This is a genomic window from Veillonella parvula, assembly GCF_902810435.1.
Classification (GTDB): Bacteria; Bacillota; Negativicutes; order Veillonellales; family Veillonellaceae; genus Veillonella.
The window spans coordinates 1,714,387-1,737,956 of sequence record NZ_LR778174.1; the positions used below are offsets into that span (position 1 = coordinate 1,714,387).

The window sequence follows — 23,570 nt, forward strand, 5'->3', positions numbered from 1 at the left end:
TTATAGGACCTCCTTAATCGCATTTTTCACATAACTTTTTGTGAATGGATTACCATCGTATTTCAAGCAGCTAGAAATCTTATGTTTCTTATGCATGTTGATTTTAAATAAGTTAGCCAATTGACCAGTTTTATTGTGTTCTACAATAACTACTTTTTTCGCAGCATCAAAGAACGGTTGTAATTGCTTTGCTGGGAATGGTTTAATTAAGCGCAATTGTAAGTGATTAACTTTAACGCCTTCTTGATCGAATTCAGCAACGGCTTCTTCAATAGCTCCACGGCTAGAAGCCATACCTACAACGAGTACATCTGCTTCGTCGTATTTAGCATTGTTCAAGAATGGTTCATAGTTATCAGCTACAGTTTCCAATTTGCGGAACCGTTTATCAGTTTGCGCTACGTGCATTGTAGGCGCTTCTGCTGGTTTACCTTCTTCATTATGCTCTAAACCTGTGGAAAGGAAAAGACCATTTTTCATGCCTGGAATTGTACGCGGAGAAATGCCATCTTCAGTCAATTCAAAGCGTTTGAAGTAGTTAGGTTGTACCAATTCAGGTAGTTCAGCTTCTTTCATCATTTTACCGCGATTAATAGGTACGCGGTTCAAATCGAAGGAAGGAACGGATTGTTTATTCAAACCTTGTTGTAAGTCAGGCATAAAGATAACTGGACATTGATACATTTCTGCCAAGTTGAAAGCTTTTTGAATCTCATAGAAGCATTCTTCGATAGATGTTGGAGAAATTACGATACCAGAGTAGTCGCCATGTGCATTGTAGCAAGCCGCATCAATATCGGATTGTTCAACTTTTGTAGCCATACCAGTGGATGGGCCAGAACGTTGAACGTCGATAACAACCATTGGCAATTCAGCCATGGAAGCCATGGACAAGGATTCTGCCATCAAGGAAAGACCTGGGCCAGAAGTACATGTGAAACCACGAACACCTGCGTATACGCCACCCATAGCCGTCATACATGCTGCGATTTCGTCTTCTGTTTGAACAACAGTTGAGCCCAACTTATCCATAGTTTTAATCATGTATTCCATAACTTCGGATGCTGGTGTAATAGGATAAGACGCCATAAAACGGGAGCCTGCTGCAATAGCACCAAGAGCACATGCTTCGTTACCTAATAAGAACATTTGATCTTTCTTACCAGGCGCTGGCAATGTATCGATTTCAACATCGCCTAATTTTTCCATTACAAGGCTATGACCATCATCGAAAGCAGCCAAGTTTTTATCAATAATCTCTTGGGATTTCTTTGCAAATTTCTCAGTAATAGCATCTTTAAACATCTTAGTATCAAAGCCAAGAAGCGCTACGGACATCCCAAGTGCTACGATATTACGCATCAACAAGGAGCCTTGTTTCATTGCTGTTTCAGAGATAGGCAAAGATAAGCAATTAATCTTTGTACCTTCAAATTTAGAAAAGTCTGGATTAACTTTGCTATCACAGATGATATATCCACCATCACGTACTTCGGAACCGTGCATATCAACGGTTTCTTGATCAAGGGAAAGCAAGAAGTCTACCCCTTCACCAATGGACATAATTTGTTCCAATGCTACGCGCAATGCGAATGTAGTATGACCACCTTTGATGCGAGATGCAAATAAACGTTGGCTATACAAAGAGTAGCCTTCTTTAGCAAGGATTGTGGCCATAATTTCGCCGCAACTCTCGATACCTTCACCTTGTTGGCCGCCCATTTTCCAGATAAAATCTTTACGTTTTTGCAAGAGATTCACCCTCCTTAGGATAAAAATTACACTGCTGACAAGAGTCTACCTTACTATGTTAATGTTTTATAGTACGAACCTGTCTTATATCGCCATTGTATCATGTATATTTTAGGTTTACAATGTATCATTTCACATAATAATAGGTATAAATTAAGGCATTATAACTAAAAATTATAAGAAAAAAAGGATACTACTTTTGAAGTAGTATCCTTTTAGTATTTATGCTCAACGTTTTATACTTTCACATCAAAAAAAGAGTCTATATAAAATTATATAGAATATTTATTCTCGAATCATCTAAAATATTTATTCCGTAATACCTCTTGTTGTCGCTCTTCAGTGAAGAATATTTCTTCTAAACATAAGCCTTGAGCAGGTGCAGTTTTCCCTATAGCACGCCGGTCTTTAGCGGCTAAATATCCTTTAATATCCTCAACCTTGCGACGACCAAGACCTATATCTACAAGTAAGCCTGCAATATTGCGGACCATATGATATAAAAAACCATCACCAATCACAGAAATCGTCACCTGTGAACCTCGGGCCTCAACACGAATTCCCATAATTGTCTTTACAGGATCTGCAGGAGTTGAGTTTGTTCCCTTTAGGGTTGTAAAGTCATGTGTACCTACTAGTTCATTACCTGCAGCCTGCATACGAGCAATATTTAGAGGCTTTTTCACATGCCAATGATATCGCTGCGTCAAAGGATCTGCAATGAGCTGATTATGAATCGTATATACATACTCTTTACCGTATATATTCCACCGTGGCTTCCAATCTAGCGGAATTTCTACCGCTTCTAGAACGACTATATCCTTAGGAATATGAGCTATCATAGCACGAGGAATATTTTCTACTGGTATAGTCCCCGACGTTTGAAATGTACAAACTTGAAATTTAGCATGCACACCCGCATCAGTACGAGAGGCACCATAAATTTGAATCGGTTCATTACAAATACGTGATAAACCATATTCCAAACAACCTTGTACAGTTAAACCCTTATCATTAGGTTGCTTTTGATAACCGACTAAATCTGTACCATCATAAGCCACTATGATCCGTATGTTTCTCATAGACCTAACCACCACAATGCAATGAGTATAATCGTAATCAAGACAACAGCACCAACGCCAATATAATCGACATAGGTAACTTGTAATTCTTTCATACGTGTACGATTGACGCCACCTCTATAGCAACGCGCCTCCATAGCGATAGCTAATTCATCGGCCCGTCGAAACGCACTAATAAATAATGGCACTAAAAGAGGCACCATATTTTTTGCGCGTTGAATGATAGAGCCTGTTACAAAGTCTGCCCCACGAGCAGATTGTGCTTTCATAATACGATCCGTCTCGTCCAATAAGGTAGGGATGAAACGCAGCGCAATAGTCATCATCATAGCCAGCTCATGAGCAGGAACACCTATGCGACGAAACGGATTGAGCAAGTGCTCGATACCATCAGTTAAGCGAATTGGTGATGTGGTATAGGTCAACAAAGAAGAAAACAAGATTAAGAAGATTAAGCGTGCCGCCATTTGAAGGCCCATTGCCACGCCATAGTCGGTAATATTGATAATCCCCCATTGAAAAATTGGATTGCCTGGTGTCGTAAAAATATGAATCCCCATAGTAAATACGATGATAATCCAAAGCGGTTTAATAGCAGACCACATCAGACGTAACGGCAAACGTGATAATAGCATTGCAAAGATAGTGAACCCACCTACAATGCCATATGCCAGTGGAGAATTCGCCAAGAATATGGCTACAACGAATATAGTAGTGGCAATAATCTTTGCGCGTGGATCCATGCGATGCAAGAAAGAGTTTCCTGGGAAGTATTGACCAATAGTAATATTATTTAACATGGTTACCTCCTTCGAGAATTGCTTGCACCGCATCATCTACAGATAGTACGCGATTAGACACATCAAGACCTTGTTCGCGCAAATATTCCATGGTAACAGACACTGGCGGTACATCTACACCGACAGCCTGTAATTCATCACGATGATTATTAAAGATGTCCATCGGTTCACCATCGAGAACGATACGCCCTTTATCGAGTACCACAAGACGAGAGGCCATGCGAGAAATATCTTCCATATTGTGAGATACAAGAATTACAGTGATCCCCTTTTCTTTATGAAGTCGAATGATTTCTTCAAAGATTTCTTCCCGTCCAAATGGATCAAGACCAGCAGATGGTTCATCAAGCACGAGAAAATCTGGATCCATAGCCACTACGCCAGCAATAGCCACGCGGCGCATTTGACCACCAGATAAATGGAATGGAGAACGTTCTGCATATGTGTCATAATCGAGCCCTACGAACTTCATCGCATCTCGCACACGCTCGTCTACGTCATCAGCACTAAGCCCTAAATTTTTAGGACCAAAGGCGATATCTTGAGCGATGGTTTCTTCAAACAATTGATGCTCTGGATACTGGAATACCATCCCCACCTTATGACGCATTTTTTTAGCTTCCTCTGTGGAGGCACTAATATCTACACCATTGACAGTAACTGTACCAGTTGTAGGATGTAATAGCCCATTTAGATGTTGTACAAAGGTAGATTTACCGGAACCAGTATGACCGATAACACCTAGAAACTCCCCATTTTCAATGGTAAGTGATACACCACGAAGCGCAGTCTTTTCAAAAGGGGTACCCATGCCGTAGGTATATGTAATATTATCTAACACAATCGCCATTAATGGGTTCCCTCCCCTCTTGGAGCATCTGTTGAGTGTATAGCGGATAATTGCTTGCCTAACTTTGAGCCTTTGAGCCCTTTTGCTAACTCTTCATTATTAATGATACTCTTACCCACTTCATAACCTTTAGCATTCAATTTGAAAGCAATCTCAGAGGCTACCGGTACATCGAGGCCCAGCCCTTTTAAAGTATCTACATGGCTAAAAATTTCACGAGGCGTACCATCATGTAATTTCACACCATTTTTCATAACCACAACTCGGTCTGCCGTAACAGCTTCCTCCATGAAGTGCGTAATATATACAATCGTAATGCCCTCTTCCTTATTGAGCTTGTGAACCGTTTCAAGCACTTCGCGGCGACCTTTTGGATCGAGCATCGCTGTTGGTTCATCAAGAACGATGCAATCTGGCTTCATCGCTAATACACCTGCGATAGCAATACGTTGTTTTTGTCCGCCCGATAATAAATGGGGCCCATGTTCTCTATATTCAGTCATATTAACAGCGGCTAACGCTGCATCGACACGTTGTCTAATTTCTGCACTAGGAATACCTAAGTTTTCTGGACCAAAAGCAACGTCCTCCTCTACAACGGCCGCTACGATTTGGTTATCAGGATTTTGGAATACCATTCCTACATGTTGGCGAATATTCCAAATATGCGCTTCATCCCGCGTATCAAAGCCACATACATTGATATGACCTTCACTAGGTTGTAATAACACATTAAAATGCTTGGCAAGCGTACTTTTACCACTGCCATTAGTGCCAATGATACAAACAAATTCACCACGCTTAATGGATAGATTCACATCATCCAAGGCACGTACATCATTGCCGTTTTCATCAGTATAAATATGACTCATATGATTGACCTCAATCATAATGTCTTGTTCATTCATGGATAACCTCATATCTTTCTAGTCAATTTCGTTTCTATGAAAGTAGAACCATTTGCATCATCTATCATACTCATGTTGTGCATAATCCCCATATTTCAATTTATCCTATTTAATAGAACTTGAATTTAATAATGTCTTAGATATTATGCAAAAGGTTGACAATACATATTCATTCTTTACGATAACTGCTAACATATTACGATATTATACTAGTCGATTGTACCATAAAATTGACAATAAAAAAACGGTGCTGCAACATAAGTTACAACACCGTATGAGTTTGATTAAACTAACTCGATAATAGCCAAAGGTGCAGCGTCACCTTTGCGAAGACCAGTTTTGATTACACGAGTGTAACCACCTTGACGGTCTGCATATTTTGGAGCAATTGTATCAAACAATTTTTTTACTACACTTTCATCCATGAGGTATGCAAGAACTTGGCGACGTGCATGAAGATCACCACGTTTAGCCAAAGTTACCATTTGATCAGCTAAAGAACGAAGTTCTTTCGCTTTAGCTTCAGTCGTTTCAATACGCTCATATTGGAAGAAAGATGTTAACATGCTACGGAACAACGCTTTACGAGCGGAGCTGTCGCGGCCTAATTTTCTGTACATTCGTCTTCCTCCTTATTCGCCTTTTTGTTTAAGTTGAAAACCACCTGGATGATTATTGAGTTTTTCCTCAATTTCATCGATAGATTTTTTACCTAAGTTGCGAACTTTTCCTAAGTCATCAATGGTTTTGTCTAGCAAGTCTGCAATTGTATTAATGCCAGCACGTTTCAAGCAGTTATACGCACGAACAGAGAGTTCCAACTCGTCGATGGAAATCTTTGCTGGGCCGTCATCTACAGCTGGTTCTTCATTATCGGAACCTACTGGATCTATAACGATACCGCCTTCACCAGTGTTTACATCTACAACATCTGCAGAATGCGCTAATTTAGTGAAGTTCCCTAAATAACCAATCATAATGGCAGCAGATTTTGCCACTGCATCAGCAGCAGTAATGGAGCCATCAGTCCAAACTTCTAATGTAAGTTTGTCGAAGTCCATTTCATTGCCTACACGAACATCACTCACTTCGTATTTAGCACGAAGAATTGGAGAGAAGATGGAATCGATTGGAATACAACCAATAACATCAGTATCTTTTTTATTCTTCGTTGAAGGAACATAGCCTTTACCTCGTTCGATTACTACGTCCATTACGAGATGAGCTGTCTCATCCATTGTCGCAATCACGAGTTCAGGATTCAATACTTCTACCTCTGGTGGGAATTGTTCAGCCAAATCAGCAGCTGTCAATATTCCATCCTTTTGGAAGTCGAAATGAACTTCCAAAGGTAATTGTGCTTCTTCTTCAACTTTGATGCACAATTGCTTTAAGTTAAGGATGATATCCGTAACGTCTTCGCGAATACCAGGAATAGTAGAGAATTCATGAAGAACTCCATCAATTTTGATAGAGGTTATAGCTGCCCCATCCAAGGATGAAAGCAAAATTCTGCGTAAGCTATTACCGAGAGTGATCCCATAACCACGATCTAATGGTTCACATACGAACTTACCATAACGACCGCCATCGGCGATGTCCACTTTCTCGATTTTAAGTTTCTTTTCTTCGCTCATCAGGAACATCCTCCTATATAACACACGTTCATAGTTAATTATAGCACCGTATCATATCGGTCGCTATAAATTATACACGACGGCGTTTTGGAGGGCGACAACCATTGTGAGGAATTGGAGTTACGTCTTTAATGGAAGTAACTTCAAGACCTGCAGCTTGTAAAGCACGGATTGCAGCTTCACGGCCGGATCCAGGACCTTTTACGAATACTTCAACAGTGCGAAGACCATGTTCCATTGCAGCTTTAGCAGCTTGTTCAGCAGCCATTTGAGCAGCAAATGGAGTGGATTTACGAGAACCACGGAAGCCCAAGCCACCAGCGGAAGCCCAAGACAACGCATTACCGTTTGTATCTGTCAAAGTTACGATAGTGTTATTGAATGTAGAACGAATATGAGCCGCACCGGATTCAATATGTTTCTTTTCTTTTCTTTTAGTTCTAACAACTTTTTTAGCCACGCTTTATCCCTCCTTTATCTTATTTCTTTTTACCAGCAATTGCTTTTCTAGGACCTTTGCGAGTACGTGCATTCGTTTTAGTACGTTGACCACGAAGTGGTAAACCCATACGATGACGTTTGCCTCGATAGGAGTTGATTTCAATTAAGCGTTTAATGTTAAGAGCTTCTTCACGACGAAGGTCACCTTCTACTTTGTAATCAGCATCTAACAATTCACGGATTTTCGCTACTTCATCTTCAGAAAGATCGCGAACGCGTGTGTCAGGATTGATACCAGTTTTAGCAATAATTTCAGATGCTAAAGTCGGACCAATACCATAAATATAAGTTAAACCAATTTCCACTCGTTTATCACGAGGTAAATCTACACCGGCGATACGTGCCATCTAATCATCCACCTCCTATCAGATTATCCTTGTTTTTGTTTATGTTTTGGATTTTCGCAAATAACCATTACACGGCCTTTGCGTTTAATGATTTTACATTTTTCGCATATCTTTTTAACTGATGGTTGAACCTTCATTAGTACCTCCTTTGTGGACCCTATGCTTATTTAAAGCGATAGGTGATGCGACCACGATTTAAGTCATACGGTGTCAGTTCCATAGTAACTTTATCACCAGGAAGAATACGGATAAAATTCATACGCATTTTACCTGACACATGAGCCAATACGATATGACCATTTTCCAATTCAACTTGGAACATGGCATTCGGTAATGCCTCAACGACCGTACCTTCCACCTCAATAACGTCTTCTTTTGACATATCTTTTCCTCCGGTTACCTGTTTATTTAATTAACCGCGGTTCTTCCCGCATAGTTAATATTTCAGGGCCGTTTTCTGTAACAACCACTGTATGTTCGAAATGAGCAGCAGGTTTACCATCTACTGTAACTGCTGTCCAGTCATCCCCTAATACACGAACACGGTGAGTACCTAATGTAATCATCGGTTCAATACACAATACCATACCTGGTTTCATAAGAGGTCCTTGATCAAGACTACCATAGTTTGGTATTTGCGGATCTTCATGCATTTCGCGGCCTAAACCATGACCTACGAAGTCGCGTACGACACCGTAACCATGTTTCTCACAATACGTTTGAACAGCGTGACCGATAGCACCAATACGGTTACCGACTTTCACTTGTTCAATTCCCTTGAACAGACTTTCCTCTGTAACTTTTAACAATTTCATCACATCGGGTTTGACGTGACCGATAGGAATCGTCACAGCCGAATCGCCGTGATATCCATCAATAGATGATACGAGATCAATACTGAGGACATCGCCGTTTTTAAGCTTACGCTTAGCGCTCGGAATACCATGAACGACTTCTTCGTTAATAGAAGCACAGATTGTAGCGGGGAATCCATAGTACCCTTTACAACTTGGTATACCACCGTGGCTGCGAATATATTCTTCGGCAATTGTATCTAACTCAAGCGTCGTGATGCCAGGTTTAGCCTTTTTTACTAACAAGGACAACGTGTCTGCTGTAAGCTTACTTGCCTTGCGGATACATTCAATCTCATGGGGCGATTTCAAAATAATCATAGATTATTTCTCCAACGCCTTAATGATGTCAGCAAATACTGCGTCTACATCTTGTAAACCATTAATTTCTTGATATAATCCGCTATTGCGATAGTAATCAATTAATGGTTTAGTAGATTCTTCGTACACAGCTAGACGTTTCTGTACTGTTTCAGGGTTATCATCAGCACGATTTTCTAGAACAGCTCGTTCGCTAATACGTTTAACCAATTCCTCGGAAGGAACGTTTAAATTAAGTACAGCGTCCAAAGAAATTCCTAATTCTTTAAGGATTGCATCCAAGGATACAGCTTGCGCTGTAGTTCTTGGAAATCCATCAAGAATAAATCCAGATTTGCAGTCATCTTTCACCAAGCGATCACGTACGATACCAACAGTTACACTGTCTGGTACCAATTGACCAGCATCGATGTATTTCTTAGCCTCAACTCCAAGAGGTGTTTCGTTCTTAATCGCAGCGCGGAACATATCACCTGTTGAAATTTGGGGAATACCGTATTTTTCAATAAGTCGAGCTGCCTGAGTGCCTTTACCAGCACCAGGAGGTCCCATTAATAAAATATACATATCGTTTCCCTCCTATTTCACAAAGCCTTTATAGTGGCGTGTTACCATGAGCGACTCAATTTGTTGCATTGTATCAAGTGCTACACCTACAACGATAAGAAGAGCCGTACCACCAAAGTATACGCCTTGGACGCCGGTTATACTACCGAGGAAATTCGGTATAATAGCAACGACAGCTAAGAATACAGCGCCAGCCAAAGTGATCTTGGTCATCACGTTATCCACATAATCAGCAGTTGGTTTACCCGCACGAATACCTGGGATAAAACCACCGTATTTTTTCATATTATCTGCCATATCTGTAATGTTGATAGAGATTGCAGTATAGAAATACGTAAAGATAAAGATCAATATCGCATACAATGCCGTTTGTAACGGCGTCCCCCATGTAAATAAATCAGCAACTTTATGAACAAATTCATTGTCAATAAATTGTGCAATTGTTACAGGGAACATCAACACAGATGACGCAAAGATAATTGGGATTACACCTGCCTGATTGACTTTCAACGGCAAGAATGTAGAGTGACCACCGTACATTTTACGCCCTACTACGCGTTTTGCGTATTGGATAGGAATGCGACGTTGGCCTTGTGTAACTGCCACTACGACAGCGATCATCGCAAGTGCAATTACAGCAAATAAGAATGCTTGGAACATGTTAATGGTTCCGTTTTGGATATATTGATAAATAGTTTCGAGACCATCTGGCAATCGAGCTACGATACCAGCAAAGATGATCAAGGAAATACCATTACCTATACCATATGCTGTGATTTGCTCACCAATCCACATCAACAAACATGTGCCTGCTGTGAGGATGATGGCCACAACGAATACGCTAAGGAAATCATTATTTACCAAAGCGTTGTTTGCTCTAAGAGCAAATGCCATACCAGCGGCTTGTACAAAGCCAAGGACTACGGTGCCATAACGAGTTACCTTCGCTATTTTCTTACGCCCGTCTTCACCATCTTTACTCCATGCTTCAAACTGAGGAACTACAGACTGAAGCAGTTGCATGATGATGGAAGCATTAATGTAAGGGGTAATACTCATCGCAAAGATAGAGAACTTACTTAGCGCACCACCAGCAAACAAGTCTAATAGACCAAATAGGTTACCGGATGTAAACAAGGATTCGATAACAGATGCATCTACACCTGGTACTGGGATGTGAATGCCGGCTCTAAACACAGCAAACATCATCAATGTGTACAAGATCTTGTTACGTAACTCAGTAATCTTAAAGATGTTCGAGAGGCTATCTAGCACCCTAGATCACCTCAACTTTTCCGCCTGCTGCTGTGATTTTTTCTTCAGCAGCTTTAGTGAAGCCATTAGCGATAACAGTCAAGTTTTTAGTTTCCAATGTACCGTTACCTAAAATACGAATACCATCGCGTACATTTTTCAAAATGCCAGCTTCAATAAGAGCTACTGGATCAACTGTTGCACCATCTTCAAAGCGATTTAATTGTGCTACGTTAACTTCAGCATATTGTTTAGCAAAAACGCTGTTGTTGAAACCGCGTTTTGGTAAACGACGATAAAGAGGCATTTGGCCGCCTTCAAAACCGGAGCGAACGCCACCGCCAGAACGGGAGTTTTGACCTTTTTGACCACGACCAGATGTTTTACCCAAGCCAGAACCTAAACCACGGCCTACACGAGTACGAGTTTTTTTAGAACCAGCTGCTGGTTGTAATTCATGAAGTTTCATTCAGTGCACCTCCTTATCAGTATTAAACTTCTTCAACTTTTACTAAATGTCTAACTTTATGAAGCATACCTTCGATTTGAGGTGTTACTTCTTTTACGACTTGAGAATTAGTTTTTTTCAAGCCCAAAGCTTTAACTGTCGCGCGTTGATCTTCAGGACGACCGATTAAGCTTCTTGTTAATGTTACTTTAACTTGTGCCATTTCTTGTCTCCTTATTACGCGTTATAGATTTCTTCAACGGTTTTACCACGAAGCTCAGCAACTTCGCTAGCGCGTTTCAAATCTTTCAAACCTTCGATTGTAGCGCGAACCATATTGTTAGGGTTAGAAGAACCCAAAGATTTAGTCAAGATGTTACGAACACCTACTAATTCCAATACGGCACGAACAGGGCCACCAGCGATAACGCCAGTACCTTCAGCAGCTGGTTTCAAGAATACGCGGCCTGCACCGAATACGCCTGTTACGCTGTGAGGGATTGTACCATTTTTAATAGCTACGTTTACAATATTTTTCTTAGCATCATCGATACCTTTGCGAATTGCTTCTGGTACTTCCGCTGCTTTACCTAAGCCAACGCCTACATAACCGTTGCCATCACCAACAACTACAAGAGCGCTGAAGGAAAAACGACGACCACCTTTAACTACTTTGGCTACGCGGTTGATGAATACTACTCTTTCTTTAAGATCAAGACTGGTGTAGTCAATTCTCGCCATGTCTATAGTTCCTCCTTCTTAGAATTTTAAGCCTGCTTCACGAGCACCTTCTGCAAGGGCTGCTACGCGGCCGTGGTAAATGTAACCACCACGGTCAAACACTACAGTGTCAATGCCTTTAGCGATAGCTTTTTTAGCAACTGCTTCACCAACAGCTTTAGCAGCAGCTACGTTACCACCATAGGATAAGTTCAAATCTTTATCTAAAGAGCTAGCAGCAACCAAAGTTGTACCTGCTACGTCATCGATTACTTGTGCGTAAATGTTGCTCAAAGAACGGTAAACGTTCAAACGTGGGCAAGTTGCCGTACCAGAGATGTGACGGCGAATACGAAGATGACGTTTTGCTCGAGCGATATTTCTACTAGATTTACGAGGCAAGATATTCACTCCTTTCATTCATATAGATGATATTACTATTTACCTTTTGCACCAGCTTTACCAGCTTTGCGACGAACAACTTCGCCTTCATAGCGGATACCTTTACCTTTGTAAGGTTCAGGTTTTCTCCATTTACGGATATCAGCTGCTACTGCACCTACAACTTCTTTGTCTGCACCAGACACAACGATTTTGTTAGGAGCTGGAACGTCGATTGTAATACCAGCTGGAGCTTCCATTTCTACTGGATGAGAGAAGCCAAGTGTAAGAGCTAATTTATTGCCTTGTTTAGCCGCTCTGTAACCAACACCGTTGATTTCAAGAGTTTTTGTAAATCCTTCAGATACGCCTGTTACCATATTAGCAACAAGAGCGCGAGTCAAACCGTGAAGGGAACGATGATTTTTATCGTCGGAAGGACGAGTTACTGTGATTGTGTTACCTTCTACAGTGATATTCATATCTGGATGCAAATCGCGAGATAATTCACCTTTAGGGCCTTTTACGTTCATATGATGGTTATCATATGTAACAGTAACGCCTGCAGGGATCTCGATAGGCATTCTACCGATACGTGACATTATTTCTACCTCCTATTGCTACTATTACCAAACGTATGCGATTACTTCGCCACCAAGACCTTCTTTACGAGCTTGTTTGTCGCTCATAACGCCTTTGGACGTAGAAATAACTGCGATACCCAAACCACCAAGTACACGAGGAAGTTCTTCCTTTTTCGCGTAAACACGTAAACCTGGTTTGGAAATACGTTTAATTCCTGTAATAACTTTCTCGTTATTGGAACCATATTTCAAAGTTACTTTTAAAGTGTTTTCTTCTTTTTCAACGTTCTTTACAAAGCCTTCTTGTAAAAGGATGTCAAGAACGGCTGCTTTCATTCTAGATGCAGGAATGTTTACCGTTTCATGAAGTGCAGCGTTTGCATTACGGATGCGCGTAAGCATATCCGCGATAGGATCGGTCATTACCATAATCTAAAAACCTCCTCTCGTCTAATATTACCAGCTGGCTTTTTTAACACCAGGAATTTGTCCTTTGTACGCCAATTCACGGAACGCAATACGGCTGATACCGAATTTACGCATATAGCCGTGAGGACGACCAGTTAAGTTGCAACGGTTGTGCAAGCGTGTTGGGGATGCATTTGCTGGTAATTTGGATAAGCCTTCATAATCACCTGCTGCTTTTAACGCTTCACGTTTAGCTGCATATTTTTCAACGATTTTAGCGCGTTTCTTTTCGCGTTCAATCATAGATTTTTTAGCCATCTATATGTTCCTCCTATTATTTTTCAAAAGGCATACCGAATTGAGTCAACAATTCACGAGCTTCTTCATCTGTCTTAGCACTTGTTACGATAATGATGTCCATACCAGTAACACGTTCTACCTGATCATATTCGATTTCAGGGAAGATGAGCTGTTCTTTAAGACCCAAAGCGTAGTTACCACGGCCATCGAATGCAGTAGCGCTGATACCGCGGAAGTCACGTACACGAGGTAATGCCGCATTGATCAATCTATCAAGGAATTCATACATGCGTTCGCCACGAAGAGTAACTTTTGTACCCAACGCCATGCCTTCACGAACTTTGAAGTTCGCAATGGATTTTTTAGCTTTTGTGATGACAGGTTTTTGACCAGCAATGATAGTCAAATCATTAACTGCTGCTTCCAATGCTTTTGCATTGCCCACTGCATCACCTACGCCGATGTTGATAACGATTTTTTCCAATTTAGGAATTTCCATTACATTGCCGTATTGGAATTTTTCTTGCATACTCTTTTTGATTTCAGAGTTGTATTGTTCAAACAAACGAGACATTTATGTAGCTCCTCCTTTCCTGATTATTTAAGTACTGTACCGGATTTAACAGTAGCGCGAACGAATTTACCGTCCTTGCCTTCTACCTTTTTGATACGAGTAGCTGTTTTAGTTTCTGGGTCAACAACCATTACGTTAGAAACATGAATGCCAGCTTCTTTAGTAACGATGCCGCCTTGTGGGTTAGCTTGGGAAGGTTTTGTGTGACGTTTTACAGTGTTAACGCCTTCAACAAATACGCGTTCTTTTTTAGGTTCAGTTGCGATAACTGTACCTTGCTTACCTTTATCTTTACCGGAGATAACAACAACTGTATCGCCTTTTTTGATTTGTAGCTTAGCCATATGCTGCGTTCCTCCTTCTTATAATACTTCTGGAGCCAAAGAAACGATTTTCATGAAATCTTTTTCACGAAGTTCTCTAGCTACAGGTCCAAAGATACGAGTACCACGAGGGGTCTTGTCATCTTTAATAACTACTGCTGCGTTTTCATCGAAACGAATATAGGAACCGTCTTGACGGCGGATACCTTTTTTAGAACGAACAATAACAGCTTTAACTACGTCGCCTTTCTTGACAACGCCACCGGGTGATGCATCTTTTACAGAAGCAACGATTACGTCACCGATATTGCCGAATTTGCGATAAGAACCGCCCATGACTTGGATGCACATAATACGTTTAGCACCAGTGTTGTCGGCAACATTCAAAATTGTTTGTTGCTGGATCATCGTCTATTCCTCCTTACATCACTCTTATTTTTGTCTTTCAAGAATTTCAACAACTCTCCAACATTTATCTTTAGAAAGTGGACGAGTTTCTACAATTTTAACTGTATCGCCAATTTGACACTCATTATTTTCATCATGAGCTTTGAAGCGTTTTGTGCTAACCATTGGCTTGTTATATAATGCGTGAGGTACTTTACGTTCAACAGCAACAACAACAGTTTTGTCCATTTTGTCGCTAACAACTTTACCTACGCGGACTTTACGTACGTTTCTTTCTTCTGCCACGATTTTAAGCCTCCTTTTCAAACTTTAACAAATCTGTTATTATGCGTTTTCAGATTTAAGTTCAACTTCACGTTGTACAGTTTTAATACGAGCGATTGTCTTCTTAACTTCACGAATGCGCATAGGATTTTCTAATTGACCTGTTGCAAGCTGAAAACGGAGGTTAAATAACTCTTCCTTAAGACCGGAAACTTTTTGTTCCATTTCGGCAGCGCTCATATTGCGAATGTCATTAACCTTCATTTACGTCACCACCCAATTCTTTACCCTTAACAACAAATTTGCATTTGATTGGAAGTTTATGGCTTGCAAGACGCATAGCTTCACGAGCTGTAGCTTCTGGCACACCGTCCATTTCAAACATTACACGACCTGGTTTAACCACTGCTACCCAGTATTCAGGAGAACCTTTACCGGAACCCATACGAGTACCAGCTGGTTTAGCTGTGATTGGTTTGTCAGGGAAAATTTTAATCCATACTTTACCACCACGTTTGATATAACGAGTCATAGCAATACGGGCAGCTTCGATTTGACGGTTAGTGATCCAAGATGGTTCGCATGCTACCAAGCCGAACTCACCATGAGACACTGTATTACCGCGCATAGCACGACCTTTCATACGGCCGCGGAATTGCTTACGATGTTTTACGCGCTTTGGAATAAGCATTACTTGCCACCTTCTTCCTTCTTAGCAGGTGCTTGTTTTGCTTCTGGCAAAACTTCACCTTTGTAAATCCATACTTTAATGCCGATACAACCATATGTTGTATGAGCTTCAGCAGTACCGTAGTCGATGTCTGCACGAAGTGTATGCAAAGGAATAGAACCTTCACGATAGGATTCGCTACGAGCGATTTCAGCACCGCCAAGACGACCGCTTACCATGATTTTAATACCTTTTGCACCTAAGCGCATTGTACGACCTACAGCTTGTTTCATTGCACGGCGGAAGCCGATACGACGTTCCAATTGGCCCGCAATGTTTTCAGCAACTAATGTTGCATCCATGTCTGCTTGTTTAATTTCTGCAATGTTAACGTCCACTTGTTTATCAGTGAAACGAGTCATTGCTTTTTTGATATCTTCGATACCAGCACCACCACGACCGATAACCATACCTGGTTTCGCAGTGTGGATAGTCAATTTAATACGTTTATTTGTACGCTCGATTTCAATGCGGGAAATACCAGCAATGAAAAGGGTTTCTTTCAAGAAGTTACGAATTTTTACGTCTTCATGAAGATTAGCAGCGAAATCTTTATCTGCATACCATTTTGCGTCCCAATCTTTTACGATACCGACACGCAAACCGTGTGGATTAACTTTTTGACCCACTCTGTTTCCCTCCTTCTTAAGCTCTTTCTTTAACTACTACTGTTACGTGGCTAGTACGTTTCAAAATTTTGAAAGCTTGACCACGGGAACGAGGATGAATGCGTTTTAATGTAGGGCCTTGATCAACGAAGATCTCGGATACGTAAAGATTGTCAACATTCATATCGAAATTATGTTCAGCGTTTGCGATTGCAGAACGCATAACTTTTTCTACTACATCAGCGCCAACTTTCGGAGTGAACTTCAAGATGGCAAATGCTTCGCCGATGTTTTTACCGCGCACTAAATCTGCAACGATACGGATTTTACGAGGCGCGATTCGGATATGTCTAGCGATTGCTTTTGCTTCCATGTATTATTTCCTCCTATTTTTTGCCTGTAGATTTTTCGTCCTTACCATGACCTCTATAAGTACGTGTAGGAGCGAACTCACCTAATTTATGACCTACCATATCTTCTGTAATGAATACAGGTACATGTTTGCGACCATCATGCACAGCAATTGTGTGGCCTACAAAACTTGGGATAATAGTAGAGGCACGGGACCAGGTTTTTACAACTTTCTTTTCGTTAGTTTCGTTTAAAGCTTCAACTTTCTTAAGCAAATGATCTGCTACGAAAGGGCCTTTTTTAATAGATCTGGACACTATTTTATCTCCTTTCCTTTATCCTATTTTGTACGACGTTTAATAATTAAGCTGTTAGAAGCTTTTTTCTTGTCGCGAGTTTTAACACCATGTGCTGGTTTGCCCCAAGGTGTAACAGGATGTTTACGACCAACAGGAGATTTACCTTCACCACCACCATGTGGATGGTCACAAGGGTTCATTACAACACCACGGTTGCCAGGGCGAACACCCATCCAACGATGACGACCAGCTTTACCAATTACAAGGTTGCTGTGGTCAGCGTTACCAACAACACCAATTGTTGCACGGCACTCTTGACGAACACGACGCATTTCACCAGATGGTAAACGAAGAATAGCGTAGCCATTATCTTTACCCATCAATTGAGCAGATGTACCAGCGGAACGAACGATTTGACCACCTTTACCGATTTTCAATTCGATATTGTGGATTTGTGTACCGTCTGGAATATTAGCCAATGGTAAGCAGTTACCAGGTTTAATATCGGACTCAGGACCGGAGAATACAACGTCACCAACTTTTAGACCGTTAGGAGCTAAAATGTAGCGTTTTTCACCATCAGCGTAGTTAAGCAAAGCGATACGAGAAGAACGGTTAGGATCATACTCAATTGTTGCTACTTTAGCTGGAATATTATCTTTAGTACGTTTGAAGTCAATAATACGGTATTGACGTTTGTGACCGCCACCTTGGTGACGAACTGTCATTTTACCAGTATTGTTACGACCACCTTTTTGAGAAATCTTAGCGAGCAAGGATTTTTCTGGTTTGCTTGCTGTGATTTCGTCGAAGGCGGATACTGTCATAAACCGGCGACCAGCGGAGTACGGTTTAAATGATTTAATTGCCATTAGTGGGCCTCCTTACAACTAGACTCTTAGACACCTTCAAAGAATTCAATGGATTCGCCAGCTTTTAAGGTTACGATAGCTTTTTTATAATCGCTACGTTTACCTTGTGTACGACCCATGCGTTTAGTCTTACCTAAAACACGAATAGTAGCTACTTTTTCTACTTTTACATTGAAGATTTTTTCAACTGCTTGACGGATTTGCACTTTATTTGCAGTCAAAGGCACACGAAAAGTGTATTTGCCTTCTTCCATAAGCATAGTGGATTTTTCGGTAATAACCGGGCGGATTAGTACATCATGTAATTGCATTATCCGAGCACCTCCTCGATTTTTGCGACAGCGCCTTTAGTAATGAAGAGCTTATCGTAATGAAGAAGATCGAAAATGTTCATACCTTCGCAAGCCAAAGCTTTAACACCTTGGATATTACGAGCGGAACGTTCAACATTTACATCACCTTCAGTGATGAACAATACTTTTGCATCACCAACGTTGAAGCTGTTAATAATGTTCAACACTTCTTTTGTTTTAGGAGCTGCTAATGTGATTTCTTCCAAAACGTATAATTCGCTATTATTCACTTTATCGCTAAGAGCAGATTTAACTGCTAAACGTCTAGCCTTACGAGGCATAGCTTTGTAATAGCTGCGAGGTTGTGGACCAAATGTAGTACCACCACCGATCCAGATTGGGGAACGGCTGGAGCCTGCACGAGCACGGCCAGTACCTTTTTGTTTCCAAGGTTTGCGGCCACCGCCACGAACCATACCTCTAGTTTTTGTTGCATGTGTGCCGAGACGTTCGTTAGACAATTGACGAACTACGGCTTGATGCATTACGGCTTCGTTAACTTCAACGCCGAATACTGCATCGTTTAACTGTATTTCACCGACTTTAACGCCGGATTGATTATATGTTGCTACTGTAGGCATTACATAATCCTCCTTTCGACAAATGATTATTTAACAGGTTTAACCGTGTTGCGAACCATAACCAAGCTACCTTTAGCGCCTGGGATACCACCTTTAACCAATAAAAGGTTACGTTCAGCATCAACTTTCACAACGGATAAGCGTTGTACGGTAACTCTGTAACCACCCATTTGTCCAGGGAGTTTTTTACCTTTGTATACCTTACCGCCGCCACCGGAGATCATAGGACCGATGGAACCAGGTTCACGGTGAGATTTAGAACCATGAGTTTCAGGACCACGGGAGAAGTTATGGCGTTTAATTGTGCCAGCAAAACCCTTACCTTTACCTGTACCCACTACGTCCACCAATTCACCTTCTGCGAAGATATCAGCTGCCAGAGTTTGGCCTACTGTGTAGTCAGCTGCATTAGCTACGCGAACTTCGCGAAGATATTTCACTGGAGCTACGCCAGCTTTGTCGAACTGACCTTTTACAGGTTTTGTTAAATGTTTTTCTTTAATGGAACCGTAACCAATTTGTACTGCTTCGTAGCCGTCTGTTTCTACAGTCTTTACGCGCACTACAACGCTTGGGGTAGTTTCCACTACTGTTACAGGAACTAATTGGCCTTCAGCTGTGAAGACTTGTGTCATTCCTAATTTTTTACCCAAAATAGCTTTAGACATTATCGCACCTCCTTATAGTTTTATTTCAATAGATACACCAGCTGGTAAATCTAAACGAGTGATAGCATCTACTGTTTTCGAATTTGGTTCAAGAATATCGATTAAGCGTTTATGTGTACGCATTTCGAATTGTTCACGAGAATCTTTGTTTACGTGTACAGAACGAAGAATTGTGAAGATATTCTTTTCTGTTGGCAATGGAATCGGACCAGATACCATAGCGCCATTTCTTTTTGCAGTGTCTACGATCTTAGCAGCGCTTTGATCGAGAGCTTTGTGGTCGTATGCCTTAAGGCGAATACGGATTTTTTGCTGTTTAGCCATTATTAATAATTCCTCCTGTCGTCCATTTCGTGAATGGGCTGCTCCATAGAAATTCTCCTCCGCAGAGGCAACCTTCTACTTCATAGTTTAAAAACACAACACGAGAGCGGCATTATCTGCCGCTCTGAGTGCTGCATGTATTGTGCTCAACGCATTCTACGATGAGCATAAAAGGTTAAATTAACCTTCGATTTCTGTTACTACGCCAGCGCCTACTGTATGGCCACCTTCGCGGATCGCGAAGCGAAGACCTTCTTCGATAGCGATTGGAGTAATCAATTCGATTTCCATTGTTACGTTATCGCCAGGCATACACATTTCTACACCTTCAGGAAGGTTTACAACACCTGTTACGTCTGTTGTACGGAAGTAGAATTGTGGACGGTAGTTGGAGAAGAATGGAGTATGACGGCCACCTTCTTCTTTAGTCAATACGTATACTTCTGCTTTGAATTTTGTGTGTGGGTTGATGGAGCCTGGTTTAGCCAATACTTGACCACGTTCGATGTCTTTACGATCAACACCACGAAGCAATGCACCTACGTTGTCACCTGCTACTGCAGAATCCAACACTTTACGGAACATTTCAAGACCTGTTACTACGTATTGTTCAGCTTTTTCTTTCAAGCCTACTACTTCAACAGTATCACCAACGTTTACTTGACCACGTTCAACACGGCCAGTTGCTACTGTACCACGACCAGTGATTGTGAAAACGTCTTCCACAGGCATCAAGAATGGTTTATCAGTATCACGAACTGGTGTTGGGATGTAGGAGTCTACAGCATCCATCAATTCGTCAATTTTAGCTACATATTGAGCATCGCCTTCCAAAGCTTTCAACGCGGAACCTACAACGATAGGTACTTCGTCGCCAGGGAATTCGTAGGAAGAAAGAAGTTCACGAACTTCCATTTCTACCAATTCGATCAATTCTTCATCGTCAACCATGTCAGCTTTGTTCAAGAATACTACGATTGCAGGAACACCAACTTGGCGAGCCAACAAGATGTGTTCGCGAGTTTGAGGCATAGGGCCGTCAGCTGCGGATACAACCAAGATAGCGCCGTCCATTTGAGCCGCACCAGTAATCATGTTTTTAACATAGTCAGCATGGCCTGGGCAGTCAACGTGTGCATAGTGACGGTTAGCAGTTTCATACTCAACGTGTGCAGTGTTGATTGTGATACCGCGTTCGCGTTCTTCTGGAGCTTTATCGATCATGCTGTAATCTTGGAAGTCAGCTTGACCTTTTTCAGCCAATACTTTAGTGATTGCAGCAGTCAAAGTAGTTTTACCATGGTCAACGTGACCGATTGTACCGATGTTAACATGCGGTTTCGTACGTTCAAATTTTTCTTTTGCCATTTTAAATTATCCTCCGAGGAAAATAGTAATTCTATTAATCTAATATGAGATTAACCGTTTTTCTTTGCTTGAATTTCTTCAGCAATTTTCTTAGGAACTTCTTCGTAATGATCGAATGTCATGGAGTAGTTACCACGGCCTTGCGTTTTGGAACGAAGGTCAGTTGCGTAACCGAACATTTCGCTCAATGGAACATATGCTTTGATATGTTGGGAACCATTACGAGCTTCCATGCCGTCCATGCGACCACGACGAGAGTTCAAGTCACCGATAACGTCGCCCATATATTCTTCAGGAACGTCTACTTCTACAGCCATGTATGGTTCAAGCAATGCAGGATCTGCTTTGCGAGCACCTTCTTTGAAGCCCATAGAACCAGCAATTTTGAAGGCCATTTCGTTGGAGTCAACGTCATGGTAGGAACCATCAAATACGATAACTTTAACATCAACCATAGGGTACCCAGCGATAACACCGGATTCCATAGCTTCTTTAACACCGCTTTCAACAGGTCCGATGTATTCACGAGGAATCGCACCACCTACAACCTTGTTTTCAAACTCGAAGCCAGCACCTGGTTCTTGAGGAATCAATTCCAACCAGCAGTGACCATATTGACCACGACCACCAGATTGACGTACGAATTTACCTTCAGCCTTAACAGCTTTACGGATAGTTTCGCGGTATGCTACTTGAGGTTTACCTACGTTACAATCTACTTTGAATTCACGGTTCATACGGTCAACGATGATATCCAAGTGAAGTTCGCCCATACCGGAGATAATAGTTTGACCTGTTTCTTCATCAGTACGAACTTTGAAAGTAGGATCTTCTTCTGCCAAACGAGCAAGAGCTGTACCCATTTTTTCTTGGTCAGCTTTTGTTTTAGGTTCAACAGCAACGGAGATAACTGGTTCAGGGAATTCCATGGACTCAAGAATTACAGGAGATTTTTCATCACACAATGTGTCGCCTGTAGTAGTATCCTTTAAGCCAACCGCCGCAGCGATGTCACCAGAATATACGCGTTCGATTTCTTTACGGGAGTTAGCGTGCATTTGAAGAATACGACCGATACGTTCTTTTTTACCTTTAGTGGAGTTGAAAACGTAGGAGCCGGATTCCAATGTACCGGAGTACACACGGAAGAACGCTAATTTACCAACATAAGGGTCAGCCATGATTTTGAATGCCAACGCAGAGAATGGTTCTTCATCGGAAGAAGGACGAGTTGTTTCTTCTTCAGTACCAGGAACAACACCCTTAATAGGTGGGATATCGATTGGAGCTGGCATGTAATCGATAACAGCATCCAATAACATTTGAACACCTTTATTTTTATAGGAAGAACCGCAAAGAACTGGGAATAATTGGTTAGCAATAACAGCTTTACGCAATGCCGCTTTCAATTCTTCCACAGAAATTTCTTCGCCTTCCAAATATTTCATCATGATATCATCATCTGTTTCAGCGATAGCATCGATCATCATTTCGCGACGAGCTTCTGCTACTTCTTGATATTCAGCAGGGATATCAGTGATTTCATATTCTTTACCGTCATCGGATTTATAAATTTCCGCTTTCATAGTCATCAAGTCAATGATGCCTTCAAAAGTATCTTCAGCACCGATTGGTACTTGAATAGCTACGGAATTTGCACCCAAACGAGCTTTCATCATGTCAACTACGTTGAAGAAGTCAGCACCTACAGTATCCATCTTATTTACATAAGCGATACGAGGTACGCCGTAGTTAGAAGCCTGACGCCATACTGTTTCGGATTGAGGTTCAACGCCACCTTTAGCACTGAACACCGCAACAGAACCGTCAAGTACACGTAGAGAACGTTCTACTTCTACAGTAAAGTCAACGTGACCAGGAGTATCGATGATATTGATACGATGTTCTTTCCATTGACAAGTTGTTGCAGCAGAAGTGATTGTGATACCACGTTCTTGCTCTTGCTCCATCCAGTCCATCGTAGCAGCGCCTTCATGTACTTCGCCGATCTTGTGAACGATACCTGTATAGTAGAGGATACGTTCTGTAGTTGTTGTTTTACCAGCATCGATGTGAGCCATGATACCGATATTACGAGTTTTTGCTAAGGAAAACTCTCTTGCCACAGTTGTC

The 23,570-nt window shown here is 41.4% G+C and carries 37 protein-coding genes; all 37 read right to left on the reverse strand.

Features of this window, described 5'->3' with window-relative positions:
- Positions 1-1,752: a 2-oxoacid:acceptor oxidoreductase subunit alpha gene (locus tag FNLLGLLA_RS07830; RefSeq protein WP_004698101.1), complete on the reverse strand. Its 1,752-nt coding sequence runs from the start codon at positions 1,750-1,752 to the stop codon at positions 1-3.
- A gap of 296 nt (positions 1,753-2,048) precedes the next feature.
- Complete coding sequence (gene truA / locus FNLLGLLA_RS07835; protein WP_156697249.1) at positions 2,049-2,834, reverse strand: tRNA pseudouridine(38-40) synthase TruA; 786 nt, start codon at positions 2,832-2,834, stop codon at positions 2,049-2,051.
- Positions 2,831-3,634, reverse strand: a complete 804-nt coding sequence (locus tag FNLLGLLA_RS07840) for an energy-coupling factor transporter transmembrane component T family protein (protein WP_119562536.1) — start codon at positions 3,632-3,634, stop codon at positions 2,831-2,833. Before FNLLGLLA_RS07840 ends, truA begins: the two co-directional genes overlap by 4 nt.
- Positions 3,624-4,484: an energy-coupling factor transporter ATPase gene (locus FNLLGLLA_RS07845; RefSeq protein WP_004695160.1), complete on the reverse strand. Its 861-nt coding sequence runs from the start codon at positions 4,482-4,484 to the stop codon at positions 3,624-3,626. The genes FNLLGLLA_RS07840 and FNLLGLLA_RS07845 overlap by 11 nt, the downstream gene beginning before the upstream one ends.
- Entirely contained in the window at positions 4,484-5,392 is a 909-nt protein-coding gene (locus tag FNLLGLLA_RS07850; RefSeq protein WP_004695158.1) for an energy-coupling factor transporter ATPase, read from the reverse strand. The genes FNLLGLLA_RS07845 and FNLLGLLA_RS07850 overlap by 1 nt, the downstream gene beginning before the upstream one ends.
- A gap of 284 nt (positions 5,393-5,676) precedes the next feature.
- Positions 5,677-6,012 (reverse strand): 50S ribosomal protein L17, encoded by a 336-nt coding sequence (rplQ, locus tag FNLLGLLA_RS07855; protein ID WP_004695155.1) that lies wholly within the window; start codon positions 6,010-6,012, stop codon positions 5,677-5,679.
- Positions 6,013-6,024: 12 nt separating this feature from the next.
- Positions 6,025-7,029, reverse strand: coding sequence for a DNA-directed RNA polymerase subunit alpha (locus FNLLGLLA_RS07860; protein WP_004695153.1), 1,005 nt, complete (start codon positions 7,027-7,029; stop codon positions 6,025-6,027).
- Between the two features lie 70 nt (positions 7,030-7,099).
- Positions 7,100-7,489 carry a 30S ribosomal protein S11 gene (gene rpsK, locus FNLLGLLA_RS07865; protein WP_004695151.1) on the reverse strand — a complete coding sequence of 130 codons (390 nt, stop codon included), beginning with the start codon at positions 7,487-7,489 and terminating at the stop codon, positions 7,100-7,102.
- A gap of 19 nt (positions 7,490-7,508) precedes the next feature.
- Positions 7,509-7,877 carry a 30S ribosomal protein S13 gene (gene rpsM, locus FNLLGLLA_RS07870; RefSeq protein ID WP_004695149.1) on the reverse strand — a complete coding sequence of 123 codons (369 nt, stop codon included), beginning with the start codon at positions 7,875-7,877 and terminating at the stop codon, positions 7,509-7,511.
- Positions 7,878-7,900: 23 nt separating this feature from the next.
- Positions 7,901-8,014, reverse strand: a complete 114-nt coding sequence (gene rpmJ, locus FNLLGLLA_RS07875) for a 50S ribosomal protein L36 (RefSeq protein WP_004695148.1) — start codon at positions 8,012-8,014, stop codon at positions 7,901-7,903.
- A gap of 26 nt (positions 8,015-8,040) precedes the next feature.
- The gene (gene infA / locus FNLLGLLA_RS07880) at positions 8,041-8,259 is read right to left on the reverse strand and encodes a translation initiation factor IF-1 (protein WP_004695147.1); all 219 of its coding nucleotides are present in this window, start codon (positions 8,257-8,259) and stop codon (positions 8,041-8,043) included.
- A gap of 22 nt (positions 8,260-8,281) precedes the next feature.
- Entirely contained in the window at positions 8,282-9,052 is a 771-nt protein-coding gene (map, locus tag FNLLGLLA_RS07885; RefSeq protein ID WP_156697250.1) for a type I methionyl aminopeptidase, read from the reverse strand.
- Between the two features lie 3 nt (positions 9,053-9,055).
- Positions 9,056-9,619 (reverse strand): adenylate kinase, encoded by a 564-nt coding sequence (locus FNLLGLLA_RS07890; protein WP_004695145.1) that lies wholly within the window; start codon positions 9,617-9,619, stop codon positions 9,056-9,058.
- Positions 9,620-9,631: 12 nt separating this feature from the next.
- Complete coding sequence (gene secY, locus FNLLGLLA_RS07895) at positions 9,632-10,894, reverse strand: preprotein translocase subunit SecY (protein ID WP_012864761.1); 1,263 nt, start codon at positions 10,892-10,894, stop codon at positions 9,632-9,634.
- Between the two features lies 1 nt (position 10,895).
- On the reverse strand, positions 10,896-11,342 hold the full coding sequence (rplO, locus tag FNLLGLLA_RS07900) for a 50S ribosomal protein L15 (protein WP_004695141.1): 447 nt from the start codon (positions 11,340-11,342) through the stop codon (positions 10,896-10,898).
- 22 nt (positions 11,343-11,364) lie between these two features.
- Complete coding sequence (gene rpmD, locus FNLLGLLA_RS07905) at positions 11,365-11,544, reverse strand: 50S ribosomal protein L30 (protein WP_004695138.1); 180 nt, start codon at positions 11,542-11,544, stop codon at positions 11,365-11,367.
- Positions 11,545-11,558: 14 nt separating this feature from the next.
- Positions 11,559-12,062 carry a 30S ribosomal protein S5 gene (gene rpsE / locus FNLLGLLA_RS07910; protein WP_004695136.1) on the reverse strand — a complete coding sequence of 168 codons (504 nt, stop codon included), beginning with the start codon at positions 12,060-12,062 and terminating at the stop codon, positions 11,559-11,561.
- A gap of 18 nt (positions 12,063-12,080) precedes the next feature.
- Positions 12,081-12,461, reverse strand: a complete 381-nt coding sequence (gene rplR / locus FNLLGLLA_RS07915) for a 50S ribosomal protein L18 (protein ID WP_005385510.1) — start codon at positions 12,459-12,461, stop codon at positions 12,081-12,083.
- A 17-nt stretch (positions 12,462-12,478) separates the two neighbouring features.
- Positions 12,479-13,024, reverse strand: coding sequence for a 50S ribosomal protein L6 (gene rplF, locus FNLLGLLA_RS07920; RefSeq protein ID WP_004695131.1), 546 nt, complete (start codon positions 13,022-13,024; stop codon positions 12,479-12,481).
- Positions 13,025-13,048: 24 nt separating this feature from the next.
- Complete coding sequence (gene rpsH, locus FNLLGLLA_RS07925; RefSeq protein WP_004695128.1) at positions 13,049-13,435, reverse strand: 30S ribosomal protein S8; 387 nt, start codon at positions 13,433-13,435, stop codon at positions 13,049-13,051.
- A gap of 27 nt (positions 13,436-13,462) precedes the next feature.
- Positions 13,463-13,732 carry a 30S ribosomal protein S14 gene (rpsN, locus tag FNLLGLLA_RS07930; RefSeq protein ID WP_004695122.1) on the reverse strand — a complete coding sequence of 90 codons (270 nt, stop codon included), beginning with the start codon at positions 13,730-13,732 and terminating at the stop codon, positions 13,463-13,465.
- Positions 13,733-13,748: 16 nt separating this feature from the next.
- Entirely contained in the window at positions 13,749-14,288 is a 540-nt protein-coding gene (gene rplE, locus FNLLGLLA_RS07935; RefSeq protein ID WP_004695119.1) for a 50S ribosomal protein L5, read from the reverse strand.
- A gap of 23 nt (positions 14,289-14,311) precedes the next feature.
- Entirely contained in the window at positions 14,312-14,632 is a 321-nt protein-coding gene (gene rplX, locus FNLLGLLA_RS07940) for a 50S ribosomal protein L24 (RefSeq protein ID WP_004695118.1), read from the reverse strand.
- Between the two features lie 18 nt (positions 14,633-14,650).
- Positions 14,651-15,019, reverse strand: coding sequence for a 50S ribosomal protein L14 (rplN, locus tag FNLLGLLA_RS07945; protein ID WP_004695117.1), 369 nt, complete (start codon positions 15,017-15,019; stop codon positions 14,651-14,653).
- Between the two features lie 24 nt (positions 15,020-15,043).
- Positions 15,044-15,304: a 30S ribosomal protein S17 gene (gene rpsQ, locus FNLLGLLA_RS07950; RefSeq protein ID WP_004695116.1), complete on the reverse strand. Its 261-nt coding sequence runs from the start codon at positions 15,302-15,304 to the stop codon at positions 15,044-15,046.
- A 39-nt stretch (positions 15,305-15,343) separates the two neighbouring features.
- Positions 15,344-15,547, reverse strand: coding sequence for a 50S ribosomal protein L29 (gene rpmC, locus FNLLGLLA_RS07955; RefSeq protein ID WP_004695115.1), 204 nt, complete (start codon positions 15,545-15,547; stop codon positions 15,344-15,346).
- Entirely contained in the window at positions 15,537-15,974 is a 438-nt protein-coding gene (gene rplP, locus FNLLGLLA_RS07960) for a 50S ribosomal protein L16 (RefSeq protein WP_004695114.1), read from the reverse strand. Before rplP ends, rpmC begins: the two co-directional genes overlap by 11 nt.
- Entirely contained in the window at positions 15,974-16,642 is a 669-nt protein-coding gene (rpsC, locus tag FNLLGLLA_RS07965) for a 30S ribosomal protein S3 (protein WP_004695113.1), read from the reverse strand. The genes rplP and rpsC overlap by 1 nt, the downstream gene beginning before the upstream one ends.
- A gap of 16 nt (positions 16,643-16,658) precedes the next feature.
- Positions 16,659-16,994 (reverse strand): 50S ribosomal protein L22, encoded by a 336-nt coding sequence (gene rplV / locus FNLLGLLA_RS07970; RefSeq protein ID WP_004695112.1) that lies wholly within the window; start codon positions 16,992-16,994, stop codon positions 16,659-16,661.
- Between the two features lie 13 nt (positions 16,995-17,007).
- Positions 17,008-17,289: a 30S ribosomal protein S19 gene (gene rpsS, locus FNLLGLLA_RS07975; protein ID WP_004695110.1), complete on the reverse strand. Its 282-nt coding sequence runs from the start codon at positions 17,287-17,289 to the stop codon at positions 17,008-17,010.
- 23 nt (positions 17,290-17,312) lie between these two features.
- Positions 17,313-18,143, reverse strand: coding sequence for a 50S ribosomal protein L2 (gene rplB / locus FNLLGLLA_RS07980; RefSeq protein WP_004695109.1), 831 nt, complete (start codon positions 18,141-18,143; stop codon positions 17,313-17,315).
- 26 nt (positions 18,144-18,169) lie between these two features.
- The gene (gene rplW, locus FNLLGLLA_RS07985) at positions 18,170-18,454 is read right to left on the reverse strand and encodes a 50S ribosomal protein L23 (protein WP_004695108.1); all 285 of its coding nucleotides are present in this window, start codon (positions 18,452-18,454) and stop codon (positions 18,170-18,172) included.
- A complete protein-coding gene (gene rplD / locus FNLLGLLA_RS07990) occupies positions 18,454-19,077 on the reverse strand; it encodes a 50S ribosomal protein L4 (RefSeq protein ID WP_004695105.1) in 624 nt (207 codons plus the stop codon). The genes rplW and rplD overlap by 1 nt, the downstream gene beginning before the upstream one ends.
- A gap of 26 nt (positions 19,078-19,103) precedes the next feature.
- Complete coding sequence (gene rplC, locus FNLLGLLA_RS07995; RefSeq protein ID WP_004695102.1) at positions 19,104-19,745, reverse strand: 50S ribosomal protein L3; 642 nt, start codon at positions 19,743-19,745, stop codon at positions 19,104-19,106.
- 12 nt (positions 19,746-19,757) lie between these two features.
- Complete coding sequence (gene rpsJ / locus FNLLGLLA_RS08000; RefSeq protein WP_004695100.1) at positions 19,758-20,069, reverse strand: 30S ribosomal protein S10; 312 nt, start codon at positions 20,067-20,069, stop codon at positions 19,758-19,760.
- A gap of 180 nt (positions 20,070-20,249) precedes the next feature.
- The gene (gene tuf, locus FNLLGLLA_RS08005) at positions 20,250-21,437 is read right to left on the reverse strand and encodes an elongation factor Tu (RefSeq protein WP_012864763.1); all 1,188 of its coding nucleotides are present in this window, start codon (positions 21,435-21,437) and stop codon (positions 20,250-20,252) included.
- Between the two features lie 50 nt (positions 21,438-21,487).
- Positions 21,488-23,563, reverse strand: coding sequence for an elongation factor G (gene fusA / locus FNLLGLLA_RS08010; protein ID WP_004693557.1), 2,076 nt, complete (start codon positions 23,561-23,563; stop codon positions 21,488-21,490).
- Between the last annotated feature and the right edge of the window lie 7 nt (positions 23,564-23,570).